This window comes from Roseicella aerolata (genome assembly GCF_020523605.1).
Lineage (GTDB): Bacteria > Pseudomonadota > Alphaproteobacteria > Acetobacterales > Acetobacteraceae > Paracraurococcus > Paracraurococcus aerolatus.
The window spans coordinates 1-23,712 of the sequence record NZ_JAJAQI010000038.1 but is presented as its reverse complement, the minus strand read 5'-3'; the positions used below and the strand labels follow the sequence as shown (position 1 = coordinate 23,712).

Genomic DNA, 23,712 nt, shown 5'->3' with positions numbered 1-23,712 from the left:
TCCCCGAGAGTCGATCGCCTTACAGGGGATCGCCGGGCGCCCACGATATCACAACGCCCCGCCGCCTCAGTCGGCCTCTCCGACCGCCACCGGGCGCTTCCTGACCGGAGGCTCGGAATGGTGGAGCGTCATGCCGGCGCCGTCGACCTCGAAGTGTGCCTCCGGATACGCGGAAAGCTGCCGGCGCTTGGTCGCCTGCCTGCGCAACAGAACAATTGCGAACCAGCAGCGAAGCGCTTCCTAAGCGATATAAAGGCGCAATCAATCGCACATCTCTGCACCGTGGGCCTATGCTGATTTCCCGTTGATCGTCGCCTCCGGCGCCGCCGGCGCGGGGCACCACGGGGCGCCGCCCCGAGGTTCCCCCGGCACGCGGCCTACGGCGCGGCAGGACCCCTCGCTCGCATGGCCCGCGGGGCCACGCTCCCCCCGGGGCCCGGCCGCGCCCGCCCGCATGCCACCCCTCCTTCCCCGGTCTCGCCGACGGGCAGGGAAGCAGCGGGGCTGCTTCCCGCTGCCACGAAGGAGGATCACCACATGACCGACACCATCGTCCGCGCCACGGCCGAGATCGTGCTCGGCAGGCTCGACCCCTCCCCCGCCAACGTGCGCCGCACCGGCGCCGGGCAGGGCGTCGAGGCCCTCGCCGCCTCCATCGCCGCCCACGGGCTGCTGCAATCCCTCGTCGTGCGCCCGAAGGGCGGGGGCCGCTACGAGGTGGTCGCCGGCGGGCGGCGGCTCGCGGCGCTCCGGCTGCTGGCGAAGGCGAAGCGGCTGCCGAAGGGCGCCGCCGTGCCCTGCCATGTGCTCGACGGCGACGCCGGGGAGGATGCGGCAGAGGCGAGCCTTGCGGAGAACGTGGTTCGGCAGGACATGCACCCGGCCGACCAGTTCGAGGCCTTCGCCGCGCTGCACCGGGGCGGCGAGGGCCTGGGCGTGGAGGAGATCGCCGCCCGCTTCGGCGTCTCCGCCCACACCGTGCGCCAGCGGCTCCGCCTCGCCGCCGTCTCGCCCGCCATCGTCGCGGCCTACCGCGAGGGCGCCCTCACCCTGGACCACGTCACCGCCTTCGCCGTGACCGACGACCGGGAGGCGCAGGAGCGCGTCTTCGCGGGCCTCGCGGATTGGCAGCGCACGCCGGCGACCATCCGCCGGCTGCTGACCGACGCGCTGCTGCCCACCACGGACCGGCGCGTGGCGCTCGTCGGGCTGGACGCCTACGAGGCGGCCGGCGGGCGCGTGCAGCGCGACCTGTTCTCGGAGGACGGCGGCGGCTGGATCGCCGACCCCGCCCTCCTCGAGGAGCTCGTCGGCCGGCGGATGGAGGCCGAGGCCGAGGCGGTGCGCGCGGAGGGCTGGCGGTGGGTGGCGGTCGGGGCGGAGGCGTCGGACGCCCTCTGGCGCTGCCGCCGCATCTGGCCGGCCAGGGCGCCGCTGACCGAGGCGGAGGAGGCCCGCCGCGACGCGCTCTCGGCCCGCTACGACGAGCTCGCGGAGGGGCACGGCGGCACCGACGACGACCTGCCGGAGGCGGTCGCCGCCGAGCTCGATGCCATCGAGGCGGAGGTCGACGCCCTCGAGGTCCGGGAGGCGGCGTGGCGGCCGGAGGACCTCGCCCTCGCGGGCGCGCTCGTCACCCTCGCCGGCGACGGCCGGCTGGCCGTGACGCGCGGCCTCGTGCGGCCGGAGGACGAGCCGAAGCCGGCGGCCCCGCATGGCGCCGGGCGGGACGAGGAGGACGGCGACGCCCTGGACTCTCCCGGCACGGAGGGGGCCGAGGCCCCGGCCGCCGAGGAGGACGCGGAGGACAAGGCCCCTGCCCTCTCCGCCGCGCTCGTCGCCGAGCTCCGGGCGCACCGCACCCTCGGGCTCCAGGCCGAGCTCGCGGGCCGGCCGGACCTGGCGCTGCGGGTGCTGCTGCATGCCCTGGCGGGCGACGCCTTCTACGGCCGCTACGGCGACGCGGTGGCGAGCTTCCCGGCCTACCCGCCGGCCTTCGCCGGCGTGGCCGGCCTCGCCGACAGCCCGGCCCGGCGGCGCGTGGAGGAGGCCGAGGCCGCGCAGCGCGCGCGCCTGCCCGCCGACCGGCGCGGCCTCTGGGCATGGCTGGCCGGGCAGGACGAGGCGGCGCTGCTGCGGCTGCTGGCCGTCCTCGTGGCCCGCGTGGCGGACGCCGGCGCCGGGGACTGGACGGCGCCCGGGGACACCGTGGCGGCCAGGGTCGCCGCGGCGGCGGGGCTGGACATGCGGCGGTGGTGGTCGGCGACGCCGGCGAGCTACCTCGCCCGGGTGCCGAAGGCCGCGATCCTCGCCGCGGTGCGCGAGGGCGCCGGCGAGGACGCCGCGCGCCGCCTCGCCGGCATGAAGAAGGAGCCGATGGCGGAGGCGGCGGCCGCCGCCCTGGACGGCCGGGGCTGGCTGCCCGCCGCGCTGCGCGTGCCCGGCGCGGTGGCCGCGAACGACGCCGCCGCGCCCCCTGCCCTCGCCGCCGAGTAGGGGCACGACCGGGCCGCCCCGACCGGGCGGCCCTCCCTTCCCCGCACCCATGCGCGCGGGCCGGCACCGCCGGCCCGCGCGGCTCCGCTTCCCCGGCGGCGCGACCCCGCCGCCACCGGCCGCTGTCGTCCCGCATACGCTTGTATATCGTCCCGAATGCCAACCGATTCTGCTACGCCAGCGAAGCGGCTGCGCGGTGCATCCTCAGCACTCCACCGCTTCGAGGTAGTCGGGCGCCGACACGGCCAGCGCCAGCATGCGGCCGTCCCGCGTGACGACGGGCAGCCGGCGCACCCGCGCCGTCGCGATGATGAAGCAGTCGCCGGGGTCGCCGCTGCCGTAGACGGCGGGCACCGCGGAGGCCTCCGCCGCCACCGCGACGCTCACCGTCGCGAGCCGGGCCCCGGTCAGCGCCAGGGCTGCCGGAACCACCGCGCCGCCGGCATGCCGAGTTCCGGCCGGTCGCGCCGCTTCAGCTCCGCCACCCCGAGCTCCCAGGCCGAGACCGCGGAGACGTAGAGCCGCCCCTCGTCCTGCGCCGCACGCACCGCGGCGATCGCCGCCTCCGTCCGGAACTCGCCCCGCACCAGCCAGAGCAGCGCGTGGGTGTCGAGCAGCACCAGGCGCCGGCGTCTAGCGCGGCTTCCCTGGGCGCTTCGGCGCTGCCTTCCGGAGCGCCGCGGCCTGTTCGTAGATCGGCTTCGTCAGGTCGATGCGCGGGTCGAGTTCCAGCGGCACGTCCCGCATCGCGCCGTAGCCGCGCGGCAGGCCCGCGCGTGCCGGCGCCGCCGCGCGCGGGCGCGCGGCCCTCGTCTTCCCCGTGGCGTGCGGCTTCGTGGGCATCGAGACCTCCGGCCACTGACATGATGGGCGGCGCGCGGCGTTTCAACGCGGCGCCGGCCCGGACGCCTGCACTTGTATATCGGTCCGCATGCGTCACGCCAGCCCCCAGGCGTCCGGTGCCCACCGGGTGCGCGGCGTCGGGAGGCCGGCACCAGGGCAGCCGCAGCGCTGTGCAATGGCAGCGCATTGCGGGCGATCCGATAGCGCTCCGCTTTACACAATCAATCGTTACGCTGTGCCCCTGCCCCGCGGCTCGCGGGCGGCTGCGCGGTGCCTTCCCCGTTGATCGTCGCCTCCGGCGCCGCCGGCGCGGGGCACCACGGGGCGCCGCCCCGAGGTTCCCCTCGGCACGCGGCCTACCGCGCGGCAGGACCCCTCGCTCGCATGGCCCAGGGGCCACGCTCCCTCCGGGGTCCGGCCGCGTCCGCCCGCATGCCACCCCTCCTTCCCCGGTCTCGCCGACGGGCAGGGAAGCAGCGGGGCTGCTTCCCGCTGCGCAGGAAGAAGGAAGCGGAACATGGCGGATCGGACGGCGCGCGGGGCCGGCGGCGAGGACGCGGAGGCGCGGGGCGACATCTACGCGCGCGTCACGGAGCGCATCGCGGCGGCGGTCGAGGCGGGCACGGACGACTGGCGCATGCCGTGGCACGGTGGGGCGGACGGGCGCGCCTCGGCCCTGCCGGCGAACGCCGCGACCGGGCGGCCCTACCGGGGCGTGAACGTGCTGGTGCTCTGGGCGGCGGCGCAGGCCGAGGGCTACGCGGGCGGCGCTTGGGCGACCTACCGGCAGTGGCGCGAGCTCGGCGCGCAAGTGCGCCAGGGCGAGCGCGCCTGCCCCGTCGTGTTCTGGAAGGCGCTGGACGGCCGCGGCGACGAGGACGAGGCCGGTGACGAGGCGGAGGGGCGCGGCCGGCCCCGTCTCCTCGCGCGCGGCTACAGCGTGTTCAACGCCTCCCAGGTGGACGGCTACGACGCCCCTGCCCTCCCCGCGCTGCCCGAGGCCGAGCGGATCGCCCACGCGGACGCCTTCTTCGCCGGGCTCGGCATGGCGGTCCGGCACGGCGGCGCCCGCGCCTGCTACGCGCCGGCGGCCGACGAGGTCCGGATGCCGCCCTTCCAGGCCTTCCGGGACGCCGTCGCCTACTACGCCACGCTCGCCCACGAGGCGACGCACTGGACCGGGCACGCCTCCCGTCTCGCCCGCGACCTGCGGGGCCGCTTCGGCGAGGAGGCCTATGCGGTGGAGGAGCTGGTGGCGGAGCTCGGCGCGGCCTTCCTCTGCGCCGACCTGCGCCTCGTCCCCGAGCCCCGGCCGGACCACGCCGCCTACGTGGCGTCCTGGCTGAAGGTGCTGCGGTCGGACAAGCGGGCGATCTTCGTGGCGGCCGCCAAGGCCCAGGCGGCGGCCGACTGGATGCATGCGCGCCGGGCATCGGCGGACGCCGCGGCGTAGCGGCGGGGCAGGGCAGAGGGGGCGCTGCCCCCTGCCCGGTCTGAAAACTCGCGCCGGCCGTCCCGGCCGGCGCTTTGCGATGTATATCGCCCCGATGGCGAATCGCCCCTATAGTGCGTGCGGGGCGGCATCGGAGCGGGATCATGATACTCGTGGTCGGGAACACCAAGGGCGGGGTCGGGAAGACTACCCTCGCGGTCAACCTGGCGATCGCGCGCGCCCTCGACGGCCGGGACGTGCTGCTGGTGGACGGCGACGAGCAGGCCACCGCCATCGGCTTCACCGAACTGCGCACTGAGCAGCTCGGCCAGCCCGGCTACACCGCCGTCTCGCTGCACGGCGCGGCCATCCGCACCCAGACCCGCCAGCTCGCCCCGAAGTACGCCGACGTGGTGATCGACGTCGGCGGGCGGGACACCGGCAGCCTGCGCGCCGCCCTCACCGTCGCCGACACGGTGCTGATCCCGGTGCAGCCGCGGAGCTTCGACCTCTGGGCGATCGACAACATCGCCGCCCTCGTGCGCGAGGCCCGGGAGATCAACGACCGGCTCCGCGCCGTCGTCGTGCTCAACGCCGCCGACGCGCAGGGGGCGGACAACGACGCCGCGGCCGAGGCGCTCGGCGAGGCGGACGGGCTCGAATACCTCCCGACGCCGATCGGCCGGCGCAAGGCTTTCCCGAACGCCGCCGCCGCCGGCCGCTCGGTCCTCGAGCTGACGCCCCGCGACCCAAAAGCCGCGCAGGAGCTTGCGGCGATGGTCAAGGCAGTGTTTGTATAGCACAGCGAGATCGGAGCGACATCGTATGGCCATCGCACGTAGGCCGAACGGCAATCGCACCACCAGCCCGCCGGCGGCGCAGGAGCGCGCCGCCGAGGCGTTCATTCAGGGCGCCGCGAAGTCCGCCGTGGCCGAGCCGGAGGCGGGCGGCGGGCGCAAGACGCCCATCATGCTCCGCTTCGACGCCGCGCTGCTGCGCCGCGTCGACAGCGCCGCCCGGCGCCGGGGCATCAGCCGCAGCGCCTGGATCGCCTTCAAGGTGAGCGAGGCGCTCGACGCCGAGGAGGCATAGGGTGGCGACGCCGGGGAAGGCTCCCGCGAAGGCCGCCCGCGCCCCGCGCGGCGAGGGCCAGTTCGACCTTTTCGCGGCGCTGCCCGGCGACCTGCCGACCCACGACCAGATGGAGATGATGGAGCGGCCCTTCTTCAGCCTCTCCAAGGGCAAGCGCACCGAGCCGATCGACTACCGCGTCCGCAACGGCACCACGGAGGTCCGCGTCCGGGTCACGGCCAACTCCGAGACGGGCATGGCCACCATCTGGGACGCCGACATCCTCATCTGGGCGGCGAGCCAGATCCGGGAGGCCATGACCCGCGGCGTGCCGACTTCGCGGCGCTTCCGCGTCAGCCTCTACGAGCTGCTCCGCGCCATCGGCCGGCCGACCGGCGGGGCCGAGTACGGCCGCATCGTCGAGGCGCTGCGGCGCCTCAAGGGCACGGTCATCGAGACGACGATCCGCCAGAAGGGCACCAGGCCCCAGGGCTTCGGCTGGATCGAGGAGTGGTCCGCCCCGACCGACGAGGAGGGGCGGTCGCTCGGCATCGAGTTCACCATCGCCGACTGGCTCTACCAGGGCGTGCTCGAGGACAAGCTCGTGCTGTCCATCGACCGCGAGTACTTCGCGCTCACCGGCGGCATCGAGCGGTGGCTCTACCGCGTCGTGCGCAAGCACGGCGGCCACCAGGGCGGCGGCTGGGGCTTCACCATGGCGCAGCTCCACCACAAGTCGGGCTCGACGCGCCGGCTCGCCGACTTCGCGAAGGACGTGCGCAAGGTCGTCGAGCGGCAGCGCCTCCCGGGCTATTGGCTGGAGCTCTACCGCACCGAGGGCGGTGAGGAGGCCCTGCGCTTCTCGGCCCGCGCGATGCTGCCGACCAACCACCCCGGCTACGCGCCGAAGCGCCTACCGCGGCTGCGCGTGGCGGCGCGGCGAGAGCCCGGGGCGGCGGTGCCGGAGTGACGGCGGCGTCGGTGCAGGGCGCGATAGCCCGATAATCCGGGCAGGCGGCGACGCTCCCGCCGCCAGGGGGCACCCGCCAGGGCGTGATAGCCCGATAAAGCGGCCCCCGGACGTCCGCTGCTGTTGCTCGCCGCGCTTGAAAGCACTCCGGTATCGGGCGATCACGCCCTGACGCCCGGGTTCAGGCCGCGTCGTAGGCCGATCCCGGCCCGCCGGACGGCGACGGACACTTGTGCATCGGGCGATCACGCCCCGGAACGGGGTGCGGGCGGGTCCGGGCCGGTTGTGGACAGCGGCCGCCGCCCCTGTGAATCCTGTCGGGCGATCACGCCCCCACGACCACGGGCTATCGCGCCCGCCGAACCCGGGCTTTCACGCCCCGAGTCTCGTCGGAAAATCGAGCCGAAACAGCAGCGTCGAGAGTCCGTAATATCCTTAACCCTACTTACGTAGACTCTCCTTAAGGAAAACCGCCTGTGGATAAGCCGCACCGCTCCTCCACGGCGCGAGAAGAAGAGGCTCATGAAGGGGAGCCGGCTGAGAACGCAACTCCGAACGGCAGGGGAAGATAGGCGGGAGAGGGACACGGCTACCGGCTTCCAGGACCCACCCAGACGGGCGGCAGGGTGCAGGCACGACGGCCGCCGTGGTCGTAGGCGGTGCGCTCGCAGTGGCGGCGGAGGGCCGCGGCGTCGTTCAGCTCGGCCACTGCGGCGAAGAAGGAGGCGCCGCCCGGCGCGGCCGCCCGCGCCCCACCGTCCCACCGGCCCAGGGCGTAGCCCCCGCCGAGCAGCAGCAGGCCGGCGGCGGCAAGGAGGGCGGAGGTCCGCAGGTCCACCCGCCGGGCCAGGGAGGCCACCTCCCGCTCGGCACCAGCCGCCGCGGCCTCGGCGGCACGCCGCACCAGGTCGCGCTCGCCTTCCAGCGTCAGGCCCCGCACGCCCCCGGCCGCCTCCCGCGCTGCGGTGGCCGCTTCGAAGGTCGCCAGCAGGGCGGCACGCAGGGGGCTGTCGGCACGCATCCCGGCGCGCTCGCACCAGCCCCGCACGTCCTCCGGCGTCGGTGCTCCCGCCGGGACAGGGGAGGGGGCCGCGCCCGTCATCACGGCAGCCAGGCCGCGGCGCCGGCCTTGGCGCGCTTGCCCTCCAGGTCGGCGAGCCAGTCCTCCACCATGAACTGCTCCACCGGGTCGAGCGGGGCCTCGCCGTCGCCGGCCGCCGCCGCGTAGAGGCCCAGGCCCCGCCGGCGCACCAGGTCCATGCAGGCGAGGCGGGTCATGAGGACGGGCGCCGCGCCCTCGCGCACCATCCGCTCGAAGCCCGGGTCGGCCAGGGTGCGCTCGAAGGCGCCGGCGACCGTGCGGCCCTCGCGGATCACCCCCTCGTTCAGCACGAGCAGCGTCCGCTTCGGCCGGAAGTAGCCGGCCTCCCAGATCGACAGCACGTGCCGCAGGTCCTCGTCCTCCGGGCCGAGGAAGTAGAGCGCCAGCGGCTCGATCCCCCGCCGGGCGCAGAACTCCACCAGCCGGAGGTCGCGCCCGTACTCCTGTAGCACCCGGTCGCCACCGCCGAGGTCGAGCACCGCCGACCGACGCTCCTTCACCATCCGGTTCAGCACGCCCGTCAGCCAGGCCTTCACGTCGGGCAGCTCCTCGGTCGGCGGCTGCATCGCCTCCGGGAAGATGCCGGCGAGCGTGCGGCTCCGCGGGTCGCCGTCGGCGACGATCACCTCGCGCCCCCCATTGCGCGCCCGCCAGACGAGCTCGGCGAGGCCGGTGGACTTGCCCCCGAAGCCGCGCCCGAGCCCGACCGCCAGCACCACCTCGCCCGCCGCGGCGGGGGCGGCCTCCGCCCCGAGGGTCGCCGCCTGTCCGTTGCCCCTAGCCATGCCGCTTCCTTCCGCTGCGCTCGTCGATTTCGGCCCGCAGCCGCGCGAGGGCGTCCGCGCCGTCGGAGGCAGGGGACGTCGGCGCCGCAGTCGGGGCGGGTGGGGGAGGGGCCCGCGTCGCCGTCGGCGGGGGCGCCGGCACGGCCGCGGGCGGATGGGGAGGTTTCGCGCGCCGCGCCCGGGCGGCGGCCACGTCGCGCCGCACGCTCCACCAGGTCCGCCGCACGGTGGGGGCGGTGAGCGGCCGGCCGTCGGCGCCCGTCAGGCCGAGCCCGGCGAAGCCCTCGGCGAGGGCGCGCCAGTTCGGGCGGTTTTCCTCGACCAACTCGGCGAAGGCGTCGTGGCGGGCCCGGAGCCAGCGGTAGAGGGGCGAGCGCCCGGATCCCCCGCGGGCGACCTTGGCGATCCTGCGCAGCTCGGCGTCGGGCTTCATGGGGAGGAGTCTGCCCGAGGCGGCGTCCGCTGGCGTGAAGGCAAGCGTGTGCCGCGCGTGAAGTTTACCCGCTACGGTTGTGAAGAACGTGGTCGCCGCCCGTGAAAGGCAACAAGCTGCACAGACCAAGGCATTGGCCAATGCGGTCCGTGCCTGCGGCACGTGAGCGGAACGGGAGGCCCCATGGCAGCCACGGCGCGCGACGACGACCGGCTGACCCGGATCGAGGAGCGGCAGGACGCGCTCATCCGCGGCGTGGCCCAGATGAACGAGACGCTCGCGGCGCACACGGCGATGCTGGAGCGGATCCTGCTGGCCGCGGCCGAGGAGCCCCCGGCCGGCGGCGACCTGGCCGAGGCGCTGCGCGACATGGCGAACGCCCTCTCGGCCCAGGAGGCGGTCATGGCGCGGCTGGAGGCCCGCCTCGCGGCGCTGCCCGGCAAGATCGCCGAGGCCCTCGTGCCCGGGGCCTGACGGGCCATGCTGACCTACTCCACGATCGCCGCGGGCGAGCCGGCCTCTGCGACGGCGATGACGGACCACCTGCTGACGCGGACCCTGCCCCGCGAGGTCGCCGACCTCGCCCGCTACTACACGGGGGGCAGGGACGCCGCCGCCTCGGCCGAGGACCGGACGGTAGCCGAGCTGGCCGGGGAGATGGACAAGGGCAATCTATCGTATAGCGAAGCGATATCGGAATTGATGCTCCGGCACGCCGACCGTGGGGCCGACCCCGACGATGAAGAGGCGCGCCTCGGCGAGCGGCTGGCACAGACCTTGGAGCGGCGCGACTTCGAGGCGGCCTACGGCCCGCCCGTGGCGGAGCCGCGGCGCGACATGCACCCGCTCGTCGCGCGCGGCCTCGGGCTCGACCCGGACCGGGGCGTGACGCGCGACGAGATCAATGCGCTGCTGGCCGGGCGCCGGGCCGACGGCGCGCGGATCGAGGGCAAGCGCTACGCCGTCGCCCGCCAGGTCACCGACCGGCGCACGGGCGAGGTGAAGGACCTTACCCCGATCGGCTCCGTCGATTTTTGCCTCACCCCCGACAAGTCCGTCTCGGTGGCCTGGGCCTTCGCCCGGCCGGCCGAGCAGGCCTCGATCTACGCCGCGCACCGCGACGCCGCGGCCGAGGCGATGGCCGCCATCGAGGGCCGCATCGGGCAGGCCCGGAAGGGCGACGGCGGGCGCGACGGCGCCGACCCTGGCCACGTCGCCTGGATCGCCTTCGACCACTACACCTCCCGCCCCACCCTCTGGACCGCGCGCCAGGAGGACGGGCGGACCGTCACCGAGAGCGTCTCCGTGCAGGTCCCCGGCGACCCGGACCTGCACACCCACTTCACCGTGCCGAACGCGGTGTTCTGCGAAAACGGCCGGGTCGGCTCGCTCGACCTCGACCGGCTCGACGGGCTGATCAAGGAGGCCGGCGCGCTCTACCAGGCGCACCTCGCCGCGAACCTCCGCCGGCTCGGCGCGGAGGTGGTGCTCGACGACCGCACCGGCATGGCCCGGCTCGCCGCGATCCCGGACCACGTGCGGGACCACTTCTCGAAGCGCACCCTCGGCGGCGAGGAGGCGGCGCGGGCCTACGCCCGGACGCTCGGCCTCGACTGGGACGCCTTGCCGCCCGAGCGCCGCTCCGGCCTGCTGAAGGCCGGCGTGCAGGGCACGCCGGCCGGGATCGACGCGGAGGCACGGGAGAAGCTCCGGAAGGACGACGTGGCCGACTTCGCCGACTGGCGCCGCCAGGCGCGCGAGCTCGGCTGGCGGTACGAGGGCATCGAGGGGCCGCGGCGGGCCGGGCCAGGGCCGACGCGGGAGGAGCGGATCGCCCGGGCCTACGAGGCGGCGCTGCCCTGGCTGGAGAAGGAGCTGGACCGCCGCGCGGTGGTGAGCGGCGCCGACGCGCGGACCGCCGCGCTGCGCGGCCTCATCGCCGCCGGCATCGAGGAGACGGCCGACGTCGGACGTGTGACCGCGCTCTTCCGGAGCGAGGGCGTGCGCCAGTACGGCGAGGCGACGGCGCTCGTCTGGGGCCGGGCCGGGGAGCGGGGCGAGGTCGGCATCACCACGGCGCTGCACGCCGCCGACGAGGCGGAGTTCATGCGGCTGGCCCGCGCCGCCGCCGCGGACCGCACGGGCGCGCTCCGGGCTGGCGAGATCGCCGCCGCGGCCGGGCGCATCGGCCTCGCCTTCGAGGGCGAGCACGGCGAGGCGCAGCGGCGCGCCATGCACCGCCTCGGCGAGGGCGGCCGGCTCGGCGTCGTGGTGGGTGCCGCCGGCAGCGGCAAGACCACGCTGCTCCAGCCCCTCGTGGCGGCCTGGACGGGGCAGGGGAGGGCGGTGCACGGCGTGGCGCTCGCCTGGCGGCAGGCCGACGACCTGGCCGACGCCGGGATCGCCAAGGAGAACGTTCGCGCGCTCAGCGTCTTCCTGGAGGGCGCGAAGGCGGGCGCCTTCGTACTCGACCGACGCTCCGTCGTGGTGGTGGACGAGCTCGGCCTGCTCGGCACCCGGCAGGGCCTCGAGCTGCTGCGCCTCCAGGAGGCCCGCAGCTTTCGCCTCGCCATGCTCGGCGACGACCGGCAGTGCCAGGCGATCGAGGCGGGGCCGATCGTGGACCTCGTCCGCCGCGCGCTCGGCTCGGACCAGGTGCCGGAGATCCTCACCACGGTCCGCCAGCGGGCGGAGCGGGAGCGCGAGATCGCCGGCCACTGGCGCGAGGGCCGCGCGGCCGAGGCCCTCGCCATGAAGCGCGAGGACGGCACCGCCGAGCTGGTGCCCGGCGGCACCCGCGAGGCGGTGGAGCGCGTCGCGGCCCTCGTCGGCGAGCGGCTGCGGGCGAACGCCGGCGACCCGTCCTACACCCTCACCGTCTCCGCGCCGACCAACATGGACGCGCACCGGCTGGGCGTCGCCATCCGGGAGGTGCGGCGGGGGCTGGGGCAGGTCGGGGAGGATCAGGTCCGGGTGCGCGCGGCCGACCGCGACGGGAACGCCTACGAGATGGCGCTCGCGCCCGGCGACCGGGTGCGTCTCTTCGCCAGCACGCGCGCGGAGGGAGAGGGTGGCAGCATCGGGCGCAACGGCTCGGTGCTCACCGTGCTCTCGGCCGACGCGAAGGGCATGCGCGTGCGCAACGCCTCGGGCCGGGAGGGACGGGTGGCCTGGTCCACCCTCGCCGACCGCACCACGGGCCGGGTGCGACTGGCCTACGGCGAGGTCATGACCACCCACACCGCGCAGGGATCCACGGCGACCGAGCACGTGCACGCCCTGCCGGCCGGAACGAAGGCGGTGACGGGCTTCGCGGCCTATGCCTCGGGCACGCGGCACCGCCGGGTCTCCTGGCTGCTGATCTCGGCTGGCGCAGAGCACGCCGAGGTGGTGCGGCGCCGGCCGCTGAACGACGTCCGGCCCGTGACGGAGACGGACGCCTGGGCGAACGCTGCGCGCAACCTCGGGCGGCAGCCGCGGCAGGAGGGCGCGCTGGAGTTCCTCGCCCGGGCCGGCGAGGTCCGGCGCGGGGCCACGCGGGCGCTCCGCCACGGGGTGCGGCCGGCGGAAAGGCGGGAGGAGAGGGGCCTCGCTCCGACCGTTCTGGAGAGGCGGCTAGCAGATAGCCGCGAGCGCCTAGCGGCTGCCCCGGTCGTCGCGCGCCTCGCCGAGGCGGTGCGCGCCCGCGGGGCGCTCGCCGATCGGCTCTCGCGCCTCGGCGCCGAGCTGGCGGGGGCGGTGCGGGAGCGGCTGGCGCGCCTGCGCGGGCCGGTGGCCGAGCGGGGACGCGAGGGCCCTTCCATGTCACTGCACCGCTGAGCCGCCGGTGGCCGCGGGAACGGCCGCCGGGCCGGCCTCTCCCGGCAGCGCCGCGTCGCGCTCCACCCGCACGGCGAGCGTCGGGACGGCCGGGGGCTCGGCGGCCAGCTTCCGGAACCACGGGTCCCGGTACCAGACGAGGCGGTCGAGCATGAGCAGCGCGAGCCGGCGGCGCAGCACGAGCAGCTTGTCCGCCGGCAAGCGTTGCACCTCCTGCGCCAGCATCAGCGCGCGCCGCCTCACCGTCTCGCTCTCGCTCTGGCGCGACGGGCTGAGCCAGCCGAAGAAGCGCGGCCGGCTCTGCGTCGTCTCCACGACCGTGTCGCTGCCGCCGCGCTGGCTCACCTCCTCCGCTTGGCGCTGGTCGAGGCCGCCGAGCGCGACCTCGGCGCCCATGTTGGCGTAGATGTTGCGCGAACCGTCCTCGCCGAAGGCGAGCCGGGTCTGGTCCTTCGACTGCACGACGATCGCCATCCGCAGGCCCGAGGAGCGGATGAAGGCTGTGGCGTCGGCCAGCACCCGGTGCTCGCCGAGCGCCCAGAACTCGTCGAGCAGGGCGAGGACGCGGTGCCGGTGCTCCCGCTTCTCCCCGAACTCCTCGCGCGCCATGGCGTCGATCAGCTGCTGGAAGAAGATTGCGTAGATCGGCCGCATGCGGCGCAGGTCGGAGGGCTGGGCGCAGAGATAGACCGACATCCGGCGCGACCGCAGCTCCCGCACGTCGAAGTCGCTCGCCGCCGTGGCGGCGGCGATGCGCGGCACCTCCCAGAGCGAGAGGGCGGTCAGGATCGTCTGGCGCACGCCGCGCGCCTCCTCGCTGCCCTTCTCGAGGCCGTCGGCCCAGCCGAGCGCCGTCTCGACGGCGGCGCGCGGGTAGGGGCGCCCCTCCCTTCTGGCATCCGCCACCAGGGTACGGAGGTGGGTCACGCAATCCCCACGGCGGGCGAGGCCGGCCACTGCGGCGACCGTCAGCGGCGCGCCGGGCGTCTCGGACTGGATCACGGCGAGGGCGGTGGCGACGCGGCGGCCGGCGTTGTCCCAATAAGGATTGTTGGCGCGCGTCTCCGGCACGAGGGCGAACATCGCCTTCTGGAGGTCGTCGGTGGCGTCCGGCGTGCCCCGGCGCACCAGGCCGAGGGGGTTCCAGCGGTGCGTGCGACCCTCCGGGTCGCCGAAGTCGAGCACGAACACCGCGTCGCCCTTCCGCGCCCGCTCGGCGGCTGTCCACCGCACCAGGTCGCGCTTCACCGAGAAGGCGACGAGCGCGCCGCCCCAGTTCATCGCGTTCGGCACGACGAAGGAGACGCCCTTGCCCTCCTCGGTCGGGGCGTAGACCGCGACGTGCTGCTGCCCGGGTAGGCAGGCGTAGCGCGCGAAGGGCCCCCGGCCCCACTTGCCGAGGATGATGCCGTCGGGGACCGGCCGCGAGGCGAAGACGATGCCGCTCCCCTCCGCCTCGCTCCGGGTGGCGAAGTGGGATTCGCCGTGCAGGGGCCGCCCGCCGCGGCGCCGCACCGCGACGGCAGCGGTCCCCGCCAGCAGCAGCGGCGCGAGGCCGAGGAAGCCCGACAGGCCAACCGTGACAGCCGCCCACCAGTTCGCCCCCGCCTGCGGCGCGTAGAGCGTCCAGGCGGTCGCCTTCGTCCAGAGGCCCGCGGCGGCGAAGTAGGGATGCGCGCCGAGGCCGGTGATCGAGAGGTAGGTGGCCGAGGCGACCGGCACCGCGGCGAGCGCCGCCGCGCCGAGGACACCGGCCAGCAGCGCCCCCCGCCGCGTCACGGCCGCACCTCCATCACCGCCGTCAGGCGGTACGGATCGCGCGCGCAGTGCGCGACGAGGTCCACGTGCTGGCGCAGCAGGCCGTGCACCGTCGCCGCCTCCAGCGCGCGGCCTTCCGGGCTCTGGCGCACCATCAGCGCCGCCGCCTCGATCGCGGCCTCGGGGTCGGCGCCGTGGATCGTGGTGACCGAGGGGTGCCCGACGACGCGGGCGCGCAGGAAGGCCCAGGCCTCGCCGCCGCGCAGCTCCTGGAAGGGCAGCCAGTCCGGCCGCAGCCGCATCGCGTCCTGGAGGCAGTCGGTGGCGGTGCGCCGCTCGCCGTCGAAGTACAGCGGCGACCAGTTCTCGTGCGGCAGGTCCATCCACTCCGGCGTGTCCTCGATCGTCACGAGGCGCCGGTCGGCGGGCACGGCGCGGATGAGGGCCTCGGCGAAGGTGGTCTTGGAACTGCCGATGGCGCCGGCGACGAGGATCGTCCGCCCCGCCTCGACCGCCGCCCGCCACCAGGCCGCGCCGCGGCCGGGCACGGCGGCGAAGTAGCCGCGCTCTTCCAGCCACTCGAGGGTCGGCGTGAAGTCCTTCGCCCGGCGCCGGATGGCCAGCGTGATCGTGCCCGGTGGCGCGGCCGGCGGCCGCGCGCCCATGATGCGCTCCCCGCCGGGCAGGACGGAGGAGGCCGAGGGGCGATCGGGGCCGACGCGCTTCGAGGTGCGCGAGGCGGCGAGGGTGAGGATCGCATCGAGCCGCGCGAAGGTCAGTTCCGGCGCGTCGTGCCAGGTCCAGCCGTCCTCGCCCTCCACTCCGAAGCGGCCGGGGCGGTTCACCACGATCTCCCGCGTGCCGGGCCGCGCCAGCGCCGCCGCGAAGGGCTCCAGCAGCCGCAGCAGCGTCGCCTCGCCGGCCAGCATCAGCGGAGCCTCAACCGGTAGGCGTCGGAGAAGTCGACGGGCTGCGTGAGGAGGATCGCGATCTCCTCCCCCTGGTTCTTCGTGACCGTGTTCGGGATGTTGATGCTGTCGCGCAGCACCGAGGCGACGGCGCCCTGCACGCCCCCGGTCTGGAGGTTGAGGTAGGTGTTGTTGTCGCCGCGCGCGAGCGCGGCCTGCACCGCGCCCTGCGCCGCGCTGATGGCGCTGCCGGAGAGCATGAGGAAGACGGCGCCGCCGAAGCGCTCCCAGAAGTGGCGGTCCACGGCGCCGTCCATGCCGACGCGGCCGAGCGCGTCGCCGACGGGCGCGCCGAGGGGCACGGGCACACCTTGCGGCGTCCAGCCCGTCGCGGCGAGGGAGAGGATCCGGCTCTGGCCGACGGCGACGTGGCTCTCGTAGCTGCCCTGGATGCGGGTGCCGGCCTCCATCAGCCGCACGCCCGCCGGCGAGAGCCAGTCCTGCGTGACGTGGCAGAAGAACGGCCCCGGCCGCTCGCTGCTGACCGCGGTGTCCAGCGTGCAGCGGTAGACGCCGGGCATGAGCACGAGCGTGGTGTCGAGCGGCGCACCCGCACGGGCGCCCGCGATCGCCGTGCCGCGGAAGGCCACGGACGTCCCGCGCCGTGCCGGATCCGCATCCGTGCCGCCCGCCGCCGGCCGGGGGCCGCCGCCCTCGGCGCCGGATCGGTCGTCGGACCGGGGAGGGGGCGTGACGGCGTAGGACATCATGCGCGGCGCCCGGGGCCCGGTCGCCGCCTGCGCCTGCGCCGGCGCCGCCGCCAACTGGGGCGGCGGGGGCGGGGGAGGGAGCGCAAAGGCGACCGGCTCGGCCGGCGGCGTCGCCGGTGGCGGCTGGGGGGCGTCGAAGGTGACGCGCCGGCCGATCCCGCCCGCCGGCTGGGGCGGCTCCGGCGGCTCGTTCCCCGGGTGGCGCCAGAAGACGAAGGCGATGAGCGCGCCGGCCCCGAGGATCGACACCGCGTAGGTCTGCTTCTGGGTGAGCAGCCGCCGGCCGGTGGTGTCGGGGGCGCCGCGGTCCTCGGTCATCGGCGCGCCTGCCCCGCCAGCTCGCGCACCACGTCGGGGTGCATCGTGCCGGTCCCCGGGTTGCGGCCGACCGGGTCGTAGGCGCGGTTGTAGACCGCCAGCACCGCGCCGCCGGGCAGCCGCAAGCGGAGCTCGCGGTGGACGCCCGGGACGATCCACCAGATCCCCCGCAGTCCCGGCTCGTTGGCGGGGCGGGCGAACGCCTGGACGGATTGCTCGGCACCGGAGGCGTCCACCGCGAAGACGCTCGGCACCTGGCGGTTGCCGAGGTAGCGGAAGGCGGTGCGCTGCCCGTCGTCGCAGGTCTCGTCCGGCACCAGGTCGGCCGAGCCGCGGCCCTCGAAGGTCCAGTTGCGGCAGGCGAAGTCCACGGCCAGGCGGTCGCGCGCGACCTCCGCCTCCCGACGGGCGCGGGAGGCGGTCGCCCGCTCCGCCGCCTGGCGGCGGGCCTCGGCCGCCTCCGCCTCGCGCCGCGCCCGCTCGTCCGCGGGGTAGGTGAAGGCGAGGCCGTAGGTGGCCGCCGGGTCGTCGGGGCACTCGGCCCGGCCGTCGGGGCCGCAGGTGCGCGGCAGCGGCCGGACTTCGGCGGCGAACTGGTAGACGCGGTCCGGCGCGCCGTGCCGGGCGGTGACGACCTGCAGCGTCGTCCGCCCAGGCGCCACGGCCCAGAGCGGCAGGACGTTGTTCAGCGGCGACTGCGCGAGCGCCTGGGCGTTCGGCGGCTCCCAGAAGTTCTCGACCCCGAGCACGACCCGCTTCACCTGCTCGTCGGGGCCGAAGGTGATCACCGTGGCGCGGCCGACGGTGCCGACGAGGAGGGTCCGCCCGGCCGGGTTGTAGGGCAGCGTCCGCATGTGCGGCTCGGCCGGGTCCACGGGCCGGGGCTCGTCGAGCGCTGCGGCGGGGCAGGGGAGGGCGAGGGCGGCGGCCAGCGTCGCCGCCGCGGCGAGGGGAGCGCGCCGCCTCATCGCCCGGTGTCCGGCTCGATGCTGTAGGTCACGACCTGCATCCCGGCCGTGTTCCAGTCGCGGTCCTCGGCGAGCTGCGGCAGCTCGGGGCGCCACTGGAAGTTCACCATTGCCGTCATCGGCGTGCGCGTCGTCACGCCCGGGCCGCCGGCGCCGACGCGCGTCTCGACGCGGGTGTACTGCACGCGCCAGGTCTGGGTACGGCCCTCGGAGGGGTACTTGAAGTAGCGGAAGCCCTCCGTCGTGCGGACGCCGCTGCGGCCGAGCGTGGCGAGCGGGCTCTCCGGGTTGGAACGCGCCACGCTCGCGCGGAAGCGCTCCTGCATCGGCTCGGTCAGCAGGATCGCGCAGCGGTGCAGGTCGCGCTGGAGCGTCGTCGGGTTCGGCGTCGGCGCGTAGCCGTCGCAGGCCTCGACGAAGCGCCGGAGGTACTGCCGCGCGGTGTGGTCGGTGAAGGCGCGCGGCGCGTCGCGGGCCGCGAGCGTCGGGCTCACCTCGCCGGTCTCGCGGTCGAGGAGGGCGAAGTCGAGCCGCGCCGGCTCGGCGCGCAGGACCACGGTCGCGGCCACGCCGACCCCGGCGAGGCCGAGCAGCGCGCCGAAGGCGCCAGCGATCCAGCCGGCGCGGCGGAAGGCGAGGCCGGTGCGCCGCACCTCGTCGGCACGCGCCGCGGCGTCGGCGAGGAACTGCTGCGCGGCCTCGGGGCTCAGCGGCTCGGCGGGCCACACGCCGGGCTTGAGGCGGAGCGGTGCGCTCATCGCGGGGCTGCCCTCCCCGCGGACGCAACCGTGTCCGGCCAGCGGTCCGGGTTCAGCCGGAAGACCGGGCCGGAGGGCTCGGCTAGGCGCCGCTGGCCGTCGGAGCAGGCCGCGACGGTGCCGAGCGCGACGAGGGCGACCAAGAGGAGGGGTATGCGGCGCGGCACGGCGGCGGGGCTCCTATCGGTTGGACATCGACGGCCCGGCCGGGCCGACAGGGGGACGGGGGAGGGCGAGCGGGATCGGCGCCGGGGCCGTCGCGGGCGCGACCGCCGGCTTCTGCTGCTGCTCGACCTGCGGCGGCGTGCCGCCCCCGCCCCCGCCCGAAGCGTCGCGCCCGCGGGAGCGCACGTAGGGCAGGGCGTAGCCGGCGAAGCCGCCGGTGATGGCGGAGGCGATGCCCGGGAGCTGGTAGGTGATCCAGCCGCAGGCGACGAAGAGCACCATGCCGGCAAGGAGCATCTGCACGCCGCGGATCTCGTTCGCCATGCCGCCCGCCGCGGCGAGGGTGGCGACCTGCGAGAGGAGCTGCGTCTCTGCGCTCAGCAGCAGCGCCAGCAGGGCCGTGGAGAGGATCTGCAGCACGATGTTGGCGAAGACGGTGTTGAGCCAGCCGATGGCCATGTGGCGGAACAGCGGGAAAACCCAGAGCCCCGCGAAAATCGGCCCGACGCCGACGAGCAGCGCGAGGATGATGAAGGCTTTCATCCAGACGAGGAAGGCGATCGCGATCGCGAAGACCGCGATGATCCAGTAGAACACGACGATGATGCAGAGCCCGAGGCCGGCGATGGACCACGGCAGGCTGCGGTAGATGGCGAGGCCCGAGACCCAGGCCTTGCCCCAGATCTCGTCGAACAACCCGCCAGTGACGGGGCGCTCTCCTAGCGCTCCGGCGAGCGCGCGGCCGACCTCCGGCCCGAGGCCGTTGAGCAGCACGTCCCGCGCCCAGGGGCCGTAGCCGCCGACCGTCGTCACGAGCGCCACCGCGGCGGCCCCCATCACGATCAGCCGCTCCACCTCGCTCAGCGGCTCGCCGTTCTGCACGAGCGCCTGCCACATCAGGCGACCGGTCACGTAGACGACGAGGGCCACCTTCAGCCAGCCCGCGACCCAGCCCGTCATGGCCGCGATCATCGCGTCCACGCCCGTGAGCAGCGGGATCGCCACCAGGTCGTAGAGGCGGGTGAAGATGTCCCAGCCGTTCACGAGCGCGGCCTCCGCGCCTCGGCCTCGGCGGCGCGCGCGGCGTCGCAGTAGAAGCGGGCCTGCTGCTCGGCCGTCATGCGGCCGCAGTAGCTGAGCTGGCGCGCCCGCTCGACCGGCCGGGTAGCCCAGTAGCGCGGGCTCGTCGGCGAGGTGAGGTCGCCCTGGTTGCGGCGGGCCTCGGCCTCCGCTCGGCGCGTCCGCTCCGCGTCGGGCGTGGCCGCAGGCGCCTCGGGCCGCATCCCGGCGCGGGCCCGCGCCTCGCGCTCGGCGACGACGATCCGGGCCTGGTCGGCGTTCACGCAGTCCGGGGTGCCGCGCAGCCGGCCTGGATCGTCCCGGCAGGCACGCGTGACGGCCTCCAGCGCCCAGGGGTTGGCGACGTACCAGGAGACCGTCCGCCGCTCCTGCGGCGGCAGCGGCTGCGCCACCCCGAGCGCCGAGCTCAGCGCCAGGAAGGCGAGCGTCCACAGCAGCAGCCCCAGCCCCCCGAGCAGGTCAGGGTCGAGCAGCCGCGGTGCCTGGCACCGCGGCACGAAGCACCCGCGCCGGATCATCGCCACCACCCCCGGCCGCGCGCCTCCTCGAGGATCTCGTCGATGCTCTGCTGGAGGCGCTCCTCGCGCTGCTGCTCGCGCACCTGCGTCTGCGCGATGAGGTAGGTCTGGATGTTCTGCGCCTGGACCTGCTGGTTCTGGATGTAGGCCTGCTCGACGCCGAGCCGGGCGATCAGCGCCTCGCGCTCCGACGGGTCCGGCGCGCCGTCGATGCGGCCTTGCAACTCCGCGAGGCCGGCGACGCGCTCCGCCGCCGACTGGTAGAGCTGGAGGGCGAGCGCCTGCGCGCCGGCCAAGCCGCCGCCGTTGGCGGCGATCTGGCGCGTGGTCCAGGTGTCGTCGCGCGGCGCGTAGACGGTGTTGCCGTTCAGCGTGCCCGTGTAGAGGCCAGACAGCGAGTTCAGCATGCCGCCCGCGCCGCCCGTGCCGTTCATCAGGCTCTGCGCGGCGTAGGGGTTGATCGGCAGCGGGTTGCGGATGCCGAGCATGTTCAGCGCCGAGACGGCGCTGCCGAGGTCTGTGACCCGCGTGATGGCCTGGTAGGTCATCACGAGCTGGTCGTACTGCTGCTTCATCTGCTGAAGCTGGCGGACCATGTCGGCCGCCTGCTGCGCCCAGGCGAGATTGTCGGTCAGCTCCTGCCGGCAGGTCGGGCAGACGACGGTCCACTGCGCGCGGGCCGGCGGGGCTGCCGCGGCGGAGAGGACAGCGAGCGCGGCGGCCACGGCCGCCCTGGTGGGGACGCGCGTCATGCGGGGACCTCCTCCTCCGTGGCGGCACGGCGCCGCCGGAACTCGTGCTCGAGCCGGCGCGGGTCGGCCCGCACCTCCTCGGGGAGCGCCTCGTAGGCGCGAAGCGCGGCCTCGCCGGCCGAGAGCGCGGCGAGCTGCGGCAGGCCGCGCAGGCGCAGCTCCGCGACGAGGCTCTCGCGCCCCTTGCACACGAGGAACTGGCCGGAGCCCTTCCCGAGCGCCCGCAGCGCGGCGAACTCACCCGGCGTGCGCTTCAGCCGGCCGACGTAGTCCTCCTCCGAGGCGCGCGGGTTCGGCAGGTGGATCTGGTTCGGGCACTGCTCCAGCAGCTCGGCGGCGATCGCGCTGTTCGCCGCGTCCGAGGGCGACTGCGTGATGAACACGACGACGCCGTTCTTCGAGCGGATGGTGCGCAGCTGCGCCGCGATCGGCCGGTAGAAGGCCGGGTCCTCCAGCACCCGCCAGCCCTCGTCCACGGGCAGCAGCAGGCGCCGGCGGCCGTCGAGGTGCAGGCCGATGCGGTGGAAGAGGTAGAGCAGGGTGGGCGCCGCCGCGCGGCCGTTCTTCAGGACGTCGGTGGCGTCGAGGCCGACCGTGCCACCCGAGAGGTCGAGCGCGTCGCGCGGCGCGTCCAGCACCCAGCCGAGCTCGCCGCCCCAGCACCACTTCAGGAGGCGCGCCCCGGCGCCGTCCACGTCCACGTCGGGGGCGAGGAAGGCCGCCACCTCCGCGAGCCGCCGGTGCTCGGGCGGGTTCTCCATGACGGTGCGGATGCCGAGCGCCAGCAGCCGCTCCTCCTCCGGCGTCAGGTCGCGCCAGCCGCCCTGGAGGATGCAGCCGCGCAGGAGGTCGAGGAGGAAGTCGAGGTTCGCCGGGGTCGGCTCCAGCCCCTTGAGCGGCGCGAACATCGGGTTGCCGCCGCCCATCACCGCGTAGGGCGCGCCGAGGTGCCCGAACAGCACCCGCCAACCCTGCTTGTGGTCGAGCCCGACGACGTCCGCCCGCCCCGCCGTGCAGGCGATGAGCGCGCCGACGAGCGTCGTCTTGCCAGAGCCGGTCTCCCCGGTGATGAGGGTGTTGCCGACGGCGTCGTCGCCCTCCCCGTCGTGCCAGTGGAAGGGGTAGGCCGTGCCGGCCGTGGTGCGAAGGGTGAGGATCGGCGCGCCCCAGCGCGAGCGCGGCACGCCGCGCGCCGGCCCGTGCAGCGGCGCCATGGCGGCGAGGTTGCGGGTGGACAGCGCCCCGGGCCGGGCGCGCAGGCGGTGGTTGCCCGCGAGCTGCGACAGCCAAGCCGCCATCAGCGCCTTGTTCTCGCGCGCGACCGCCGCCCCGCAGTTGGCGAGCGTCTTCCAGGCCGCGTTCACCACGTCGTCGAGCGGGTTCCGGCCTGGCCCGCCGGTCGCGTCGTCCAGCGCCGCCTCGACCCGAGCCGCGGCGACGGAGCCGAGGCCGGCGCCCCGCAGCGCCGCCGCGAAGCGCCGGTACCACGGCAGCGCGCCGCCGGCGCGGTCCGAGAAGACGGCGAGCGAGACGCTGTGCGCCCCCATGGCCATCCGCCCGGAGGCGACGCGGTCCGCGGCCTCGTCGAGCTCGGCGATCTGGCTGCGCGCCTTGTCGCCGGCCCAGACCATCTTGTTCTGCTGGCGGGTGAGCAGGCCGATCCCGCCCGAGCGGGTCAGCGGCTCGAAGTGGTGGAGGAGGGTGCAGCGGAACGGGGCCCGCTCGACCTCACCGAGCATCCCGGGGAAGGTGAGCGAGGGGTAGCCCTTGAAGGTGAGGATAGCGGCGAACTGGGTGTAGCCGGGGCCGCGCAGTTCCACCGTCTCGTAGTGGAACGCCACCTCCTCGGCGAACATTGCCTCGGCGAGCCGGCCCGTGGTGAGCGGGACGGGGCGCCAGACGCCGGTCGCCGCGAAGGCGAGGGCCTCCCCGATCTCGCTGAAGACCTGCCGGCCCCGCTCCGCCAGGCCGAGCGGCCGGGGGCCGTAGTCGGCCAGTTCCGAGAGGAGCCAGTCGCAGACCCGCTCAAGGTGGCGGGCGCGGTCGATCGCCCGCTCGCCGGCGGCGTCCGCGCCGCGCTTCCGTGCCCTGCGCCGCGCCCACCACTCCGCTCCGGCGCCGGCGGCGGGCCGCAGGTGGAGCCCGAGGAAGAGCCGGTTCTCGTAGAGGAGGCCGTCCAGCAGGCGTTCGCGGTAGCCGGCGGCGAAGGCCCGCGCGAAGGGGGTGAGCCGCGGGTCGGGCTCCGGGACGGTGTCGGGATCGGCGAGGCTGCGGCAGAGGTAGACCGAGACCACGAGCCGGTCGCCGGCGGGCACGTTGAGCAGGGTGCCGTTGAGGCGCTCCACCCGCTCGAGCAGGTCGGCGTCGCTCGCCGTCTCGGCCGACAGGCCATCGAGCGCGAGCATGGCGTAGGCGCCGTCGTCGGAGAGCCGCAGCACGCGGTCGGTGAGGTGGCCCTCGATCGGGACGTGCTCGCCGAGCGTCGGCGCACGGGGCGCGAAGCGGCTAGACACCGGACACCAGGTCCTTCGCGCGCCGCGGCGCGCGGTCCGGCAGGGCACGCAGCACGCCGCCGATCGTCTGGCCGCGCGTGACGTACCACATGCGCAGCTCGTGGAAGAAGTGCGGGTTGCGGTTCGTCAGCGCCACCATCGGCAGGTGCCAGACGAAGAAGGTGGCCCACCAGAGCGGGCTGCCGAGCACCATGCCGAGGAGCCAGGTGCCGAAGAGGTTGAGGTAGTAGCCCTCCATCGGCACGCCCCACCG

The 23,712-nt window shown here is 75.5% G+C and carries 23 protein-coding genes; 7 read left to right on the top strand and 16 right to left on the bottom strand.

From position 1 onward, the window contains the following. Positions 1 to 537: 537 nt before the first annotated feature. A complete protein-coding gene (locus tag LHA35_RS20865) occupies positions 538 to 2,496 on the top strand; it encodes a ParB/RepB/Spo0J family partition protein (protein ID WP_165839045.1) in 1,959 nt (652 codons plus the stop codon). Between the two features lie 204 nt (positions 2,497 to 2,700). Here LHA35_RS20865 and LHA35_RS28765 read toward each other — a convergent pair whose 3' ends face one another. Genes LHA35_RS28765 through LHA35_RS20855 form a run of 3 tightly spaced genes read right to left on the bottom strand, consistent with a single transcriptional unit; the run spans position 2,701 to position 3,339 of the window. Beyond that, positions 2,701 to 2,928 (bottom strand): PIN domain-containing protein, encoded by a 228-nt coding sequence (locus tag LHA35_RS28765; protein ID WP_165839046.1) that lies wholly within the window; start codon positions 2,926 to 2,928, stop codon positions 2,701 to 2,703. Further along, positions 2,904 to 3,116: a PIN domain-containing protein gene (locus LHA35_RS28760; protein WP_165839047.1), complete on the bottom strand. Its 213-nt coding sequence runs from the start codon at positions 3,114 to 3,116 to the stop codon at positions 2,904 to 2,906. The genes LHA35_RS28765 and LHA35_RS28760 overlap by 25 nt, the downstream gene beginning before the upstream one ends. Positions 3,117 to 3,129: 13 nt before the next feature. Then, a complete protein-coding gene (locus LHA35_RS20855) occupies positions 3,130 to 3,339 on the bottom strand; it encodes a hypothetical protein (protein ID WP_111472213.1) in 210 nt (69 codons plus the stop codon). 517 nt (positions 3,340 to 3,856) lie between these two features. On the opposite strand from LHA35_RS20855, the gene LHA35_RS20850 reads away from it, so the two are divergent. The 4 genes from LHA35_RS20850 (at position 3,857) to LHA35_RS20835 (ending at position 6,812) form a co-directional block, all read left to right on the top strand. Next, positions 3,857 to 4,792: an ArdC family protein gene (locus tag LHA35_RS20850; RefSeq protein ID WP_226611765.1), complete on the top strand. Its 936-nt coding sequence runs from the start codon at positions 3,857 to 3,859 to the stop codon at positions 4,790 to 4,792. Positions 4,793 to 4,935: 143 nt separating this feature from the next. Beyond that, complete coding sequence (locus LHA35_RS20845; RefSeq protein ID WP_111472215.1) at positions 4,936 to 5,571, top strand: AAA family ATPase; 636 nt, start codon at positions 4,936 to 4,938, stop codon at positions 5,569 to 5,571. Positions 5,572 to 5,596: 25 nt separating this feature from the next. After that, positions 5,597 to 5,863 (top strand): hypothetical protein, encoded by a 267-nt coding sequence (locus LHA35_RS20840; RefSeq protein ID WP_111472216.1) that lies wholly within the window; start codon positions 5,597 to 5,599, stop codon positions 5,861 to 5,863. A 1-nt stretch (position 5,864) separates the two neighbouring features. Then, a complete protein-coding gene (locus LHA35_RS20835) occupies positions 5,865 to 6,812 on the top strand; it encodes a replication initiator protein A (protein WP_226611764.1) in 948 nt (315 codons plus the stop codon). Positions 6,813 to 7,401: 589 nt separating this feature from the next. Here LHA35_RS20835 and LHA35_RS20830 read toward each other — a convergent pair. Genes LHA35_RS20830 through LHA35_RS20820 form a run of 3 tightly spaced genes read right to left on the bottom strand, consistent with a single transcriptional unit; the run spans position 7,402 to position 9,132 of the window. Beyond that, positions 7,402 to 7,914 (bottom strand): hypothetical protein, encoded by a 513-nt coding sequence (locus LHA35_RS20830; RefSeq protein WP_128080127.1) that lies wholly within the window; start codon positions 7,912 to 7,914, stop codon positions 7,402 to 7,404. Continuing rightward, positions 7,914 to 8,699, bottom strand: a complete 786-nt coding sequence (locus LHA35_RS20825; RefSeq protein ID WP_111472218.1) for a hypothetical protein — start codon at positions 8,697 to 8,699, stop codon at positions 7,914 to 7,916. The genes LHA35_RS20830 and LHA35_RS20825 overlap by 1 nt, the downstream gene beginning before the upstream one ends. Then, on the bottom strand, positions 8,692 to 9,132 hold the full coding sequence (locus tag LHA35_RS20820) for a hypothetical protein (RefSeq protein ID WP_207803025.1): 441 nt from the start codon (positions 9,130 to 9,132) through the stop codon (positions 8,692 to 8,694). Before LHA35_RS20820 ends, LHA35_RS20825 begins: the two co-directional genes overlap by 8 nt. A gap of 183 nt (positions 9,133 to 9,315) precedes the next feature. Here LHA35_RS20820 and LHA35_RS20815 point away from each other — a divergent pair, with 183 nt between their 5' ends. Then, the gene (locus tag LHA35_RS20815) at positions 9,316 to 9,606 is read left to right on the top strand and encodes a hypothetical protein (protein WP_111472219.1); all 291 of its coding nucleotides are present in this window, start codon (positions 9,316 to 9,318) and stop codon (positions 9,604 to 9,606) included. Between the two features lie 6 nt (positions 9,607 to 9,612). Next, positions 9,613 to 12,951 carry a MobF family relaxase gene (mobF, locus tag LHA35_RS20810; protein WP_111472220.1) on the top strand — a complete coding sequence of 1,113 codons (3,339 nt, stop codon included), beginning with the start codon at positions 9,613 to 9,615 and terminating at the stop codon, positions 12,949 to 12,951. On the opposite strand, the gene LHA35_RS20805 is transcribed toward mobF, so the two are convergent. The 10 genes from LHA35_RS20805 to LHA35_RS20760 form a co-directional block, all read right to left on the bottom strand. Further along, a complete protein-coding gene (locus tag LHA35_RS20805) occupies positions 12,937 to 14,730 on the bottom strand; it encodes a type IV secretory system conjugative DNA transfer family protein (protein ID WP_165839048.1) in 1,794 nt (597 codons plus the stop codon). The genes mobF and LHA35_RS20805 overlap by 15 nt on opposite strands. Beyond that, on the bottom strand, positions 14,727 to 15,638 hold the full coding sequence (locus tag LHA35_RS20800) for an ATPase, T2SS/T4P/T4SS family (protein WP_111472222.1): 912 nt from the start codon (positions 15,636 to 15,638) through the stop codon (positions 14,727 to 14,729). The genes LHA35_RS20805 and LHA35_RS20800 overlap by 4 nt, the downstream gene beginning before the upstream one ends. After that, positions 15,638 to 16,705, bottom strand: coding sequence for a TrbI/VirB10 family protein (locus LHA35_RS20795; RefSeq protein WP_111472223.1), 1,068 nt, complete (start codon positions 16,703 to 16,705; stop codon positions 15,638 to 15,640). The genes LHA35_RS20800 and LHA35_RS20795 overlap by 1 nt, the downstream gene beginning before the upstream one ends. Continuing rightward, positions 16,702 to 17,673 (bottom strand): TrbG/VirB9 family P-type conjugative transfer protein, encoded by a 972-nt coding sequence (locus LHA35_RS20790; protein WP_226611763.1) that lies wholly within the window; start codon positions 17,671 to 17,673, stop codon positions 16,702 to 16,704. The genes LHA35_RS20795 and LHA35_RS20790 overlap by 4 nt, the downstream gene beginning before the upstream one ends. Then, the gene (locus LHA35_RS20785; protein WP_226611762.1) at positions 17,670 to 18,431 is read right to left on the bottom strand and encodes a type IV secretion system protein; all 762 of its coding nucleotides are present in this window, start codon (positions 18,429 to 18,431) and stop codon (positions 17,670 to 17,672) included. Before LHA35_RS20785 ends, LHA35_RS20790 begins: the two co-directional genes overlap by 4 nt. Positions 18,432 to 18,611: 180 nt before the next feature. Further along, on the bottom strand, positions 18,612 to 19,640 hold the full coding sequence (locus LHA35_RS20780; protein WP_226611761.1) for a type IV secretion system protein: 1,029 nt from the start codon (positions 19,638 to 19,640) through the stop codon (positions 18,612 to 18,614). Continuing rightward, positions 19,637 to 20,194 carry an EexN family lipoprotein gene (locus LHA35_RS20775; protein WP_128080122.1) on the bottom strand — a complete coding sequence of 186 codons (558 nt, stop codon included), beginning with the start codon at positions 20,192 to 20,194 and terminating at the stop codon, positions 19,637 to 19,639. The genes LHA35_RS20780 and LHA35_RS20775 overlap by 4 nt, the downstream gene beginning before the upstream one ends. Beyond that, positions 20,191 to 20,946, bottom strand: a complete 756-nt coding sequence (locus tag LHA35_RS20770) for a type IV secretion system protein (RefSeq protein ID WP_111472172.1) — start codon at positions 20,944 to 20,946, stop codon at positions 20,191 to 20,193. The genes LHA35_RS20775 and LHA35_RS20770 overlap by 4 nt, the downstream gene beginning before the upstream one ends. Further along, the gene (locus tag LHA35_RS20765) at positions 20,943 to 23,459 is read right to left on the bottom strand and encodes a VirB4 family type IV secretion/conjugal transfer ATPase (protein WP_111472173.1); all 2,517 of its coding nucleotides are present in this window, start codon (positions 23,457 to 23,459) and stop codon (positions 20,943 to 20,945) included. Before LHA35_RS20765 ends, LHA35_RS20770 begins: the two co-directional genes overlap by 4 nt. Continuing rightward, the coding region (locus LHA35_RS20760) for a VirB3 family type IV secretion system protein (protein ID WP_226611760.1) at positions 23,452 to 23,712 on the bottom strand (261 nt) is incomplete at its 5' end. The genes LHA35_RS20765 and LHA35_RS20760, both read right to left, overlap by 8 nt.

Bases quoted from the DNA above. Each gene is read 5' to 3' on its own strand.
- LHA35_RS20865 (WP_165839045.1), top strand. From the start codon at position 538: ATGACCGACACCATCGTCCGCGCCACGGCCGAGATCGTGCTCGGCAGG.
- LHA35_RS20855 (WP_111472213.1), bottom strand. From the start codon at position 3,339: ATGCCCACGAAGCCGCACGCCACGGGGAAGACGAGGGCCGCGCGCCCG.
- LHA35_RS20850 (WP_226611765.1), top strand. From the start codon at position 3,857: ATGGCGGATCGGACGGCGCGCGGGGCCGGCGGCGAGGACGCGGAGGCG.
- LHA35_RS20845 (WP_111472215.1), top strand. From the start codon at position 4,936: ATGATACTCGTGGTCGGGAACACCAAGGGCGGGGTCGGGAAGACTACC.
- LHA35_RS20840 (WP_111472216.1), top strand. From the start codon at position 5,597: ATGGCCATCGCACGTAGGCCGAACGGCAATCGCACCACCAGCCCGCCG.
- LHA35_RS20830 (WP_128080127.1), bottom strand. From the start codon at position 7,914: ATGACGGGCGCGGCCCCCTCCCCTGTCCCGGCGGGAGCACCGACGCCG.
- LHA35_RS20825 (WP_111472218.1), bottom strand. From the start codon at position 8,699: ATGGCTAGGGGCAACGGACAGGCGGCGACCCTCGGGGCGGAGGCCGCC.
- LHA35_RS20820 (WP_207803025.1), bottom strand. From the start codon at position 9,132: ATGAAGCCCGACGCCGAGCTGCGCAGGATCGCCAAGGTCGCCCGCGGG.
- LHA35_RS20815 (WP_111472219.1), top strand. From the start codon at position 9,316: ATGGCAGCCACGGCGCGCGACGACGACCGGCTGACCCGGATCGAGGAG.
- mobF (WP_111472220.1), top strand. From the start codon at position 9,613: ATGCTGACCTACTCCACGATCGCCGCGGGCGAGCCGGCCTCTGCGACG.
- LHA35_RS20800 (WP_111472222.1), bottom strand. From the start codon at position 15,638: ATGCTGGCCGGCGAGGCGACGCTGCTGCGGCTGCTGGAGCCCTTCGCG.
- LHA35_RS20795 (WP_111472223.1), bottom strand. From the start codon at position 16,705: ATGACCGAGGACCGCGGCGCCCCCGACACCACCGGCCGGCGGCTGCTC.
- LHA35_RS20790 (WP_226611763.1), bottom strand. From the start codon at position 17,673: ATGAGGCGGCGCGCTCCCCTCGCCGCGGCGGCGACGCTGGCCGCCGCC.
- LHA35_RS20785 (WP_226611762.1), bottom strand. From the start codon at position 18,431: ATGAGCGCACCGCTCCGCCTCAAGCCCGGCGTGTGGCCCGCCGAGCCG.
- LHA35_RS20775 (WP_128080122.1), bottom strand. From the start codon at position 20,194: ATGATCCGGCGCGGGTGCTTCGTGCCGCGGTGCCAGGCACCGCGGCTG.
- LHA35_RS20770 (WP_111472172.1), bottom strand. From the start codon at position 20,946: ATGACGCGCGTCCCCACCAGGGCGGCCGTGGCCGCCGCGCTCGCTGTC.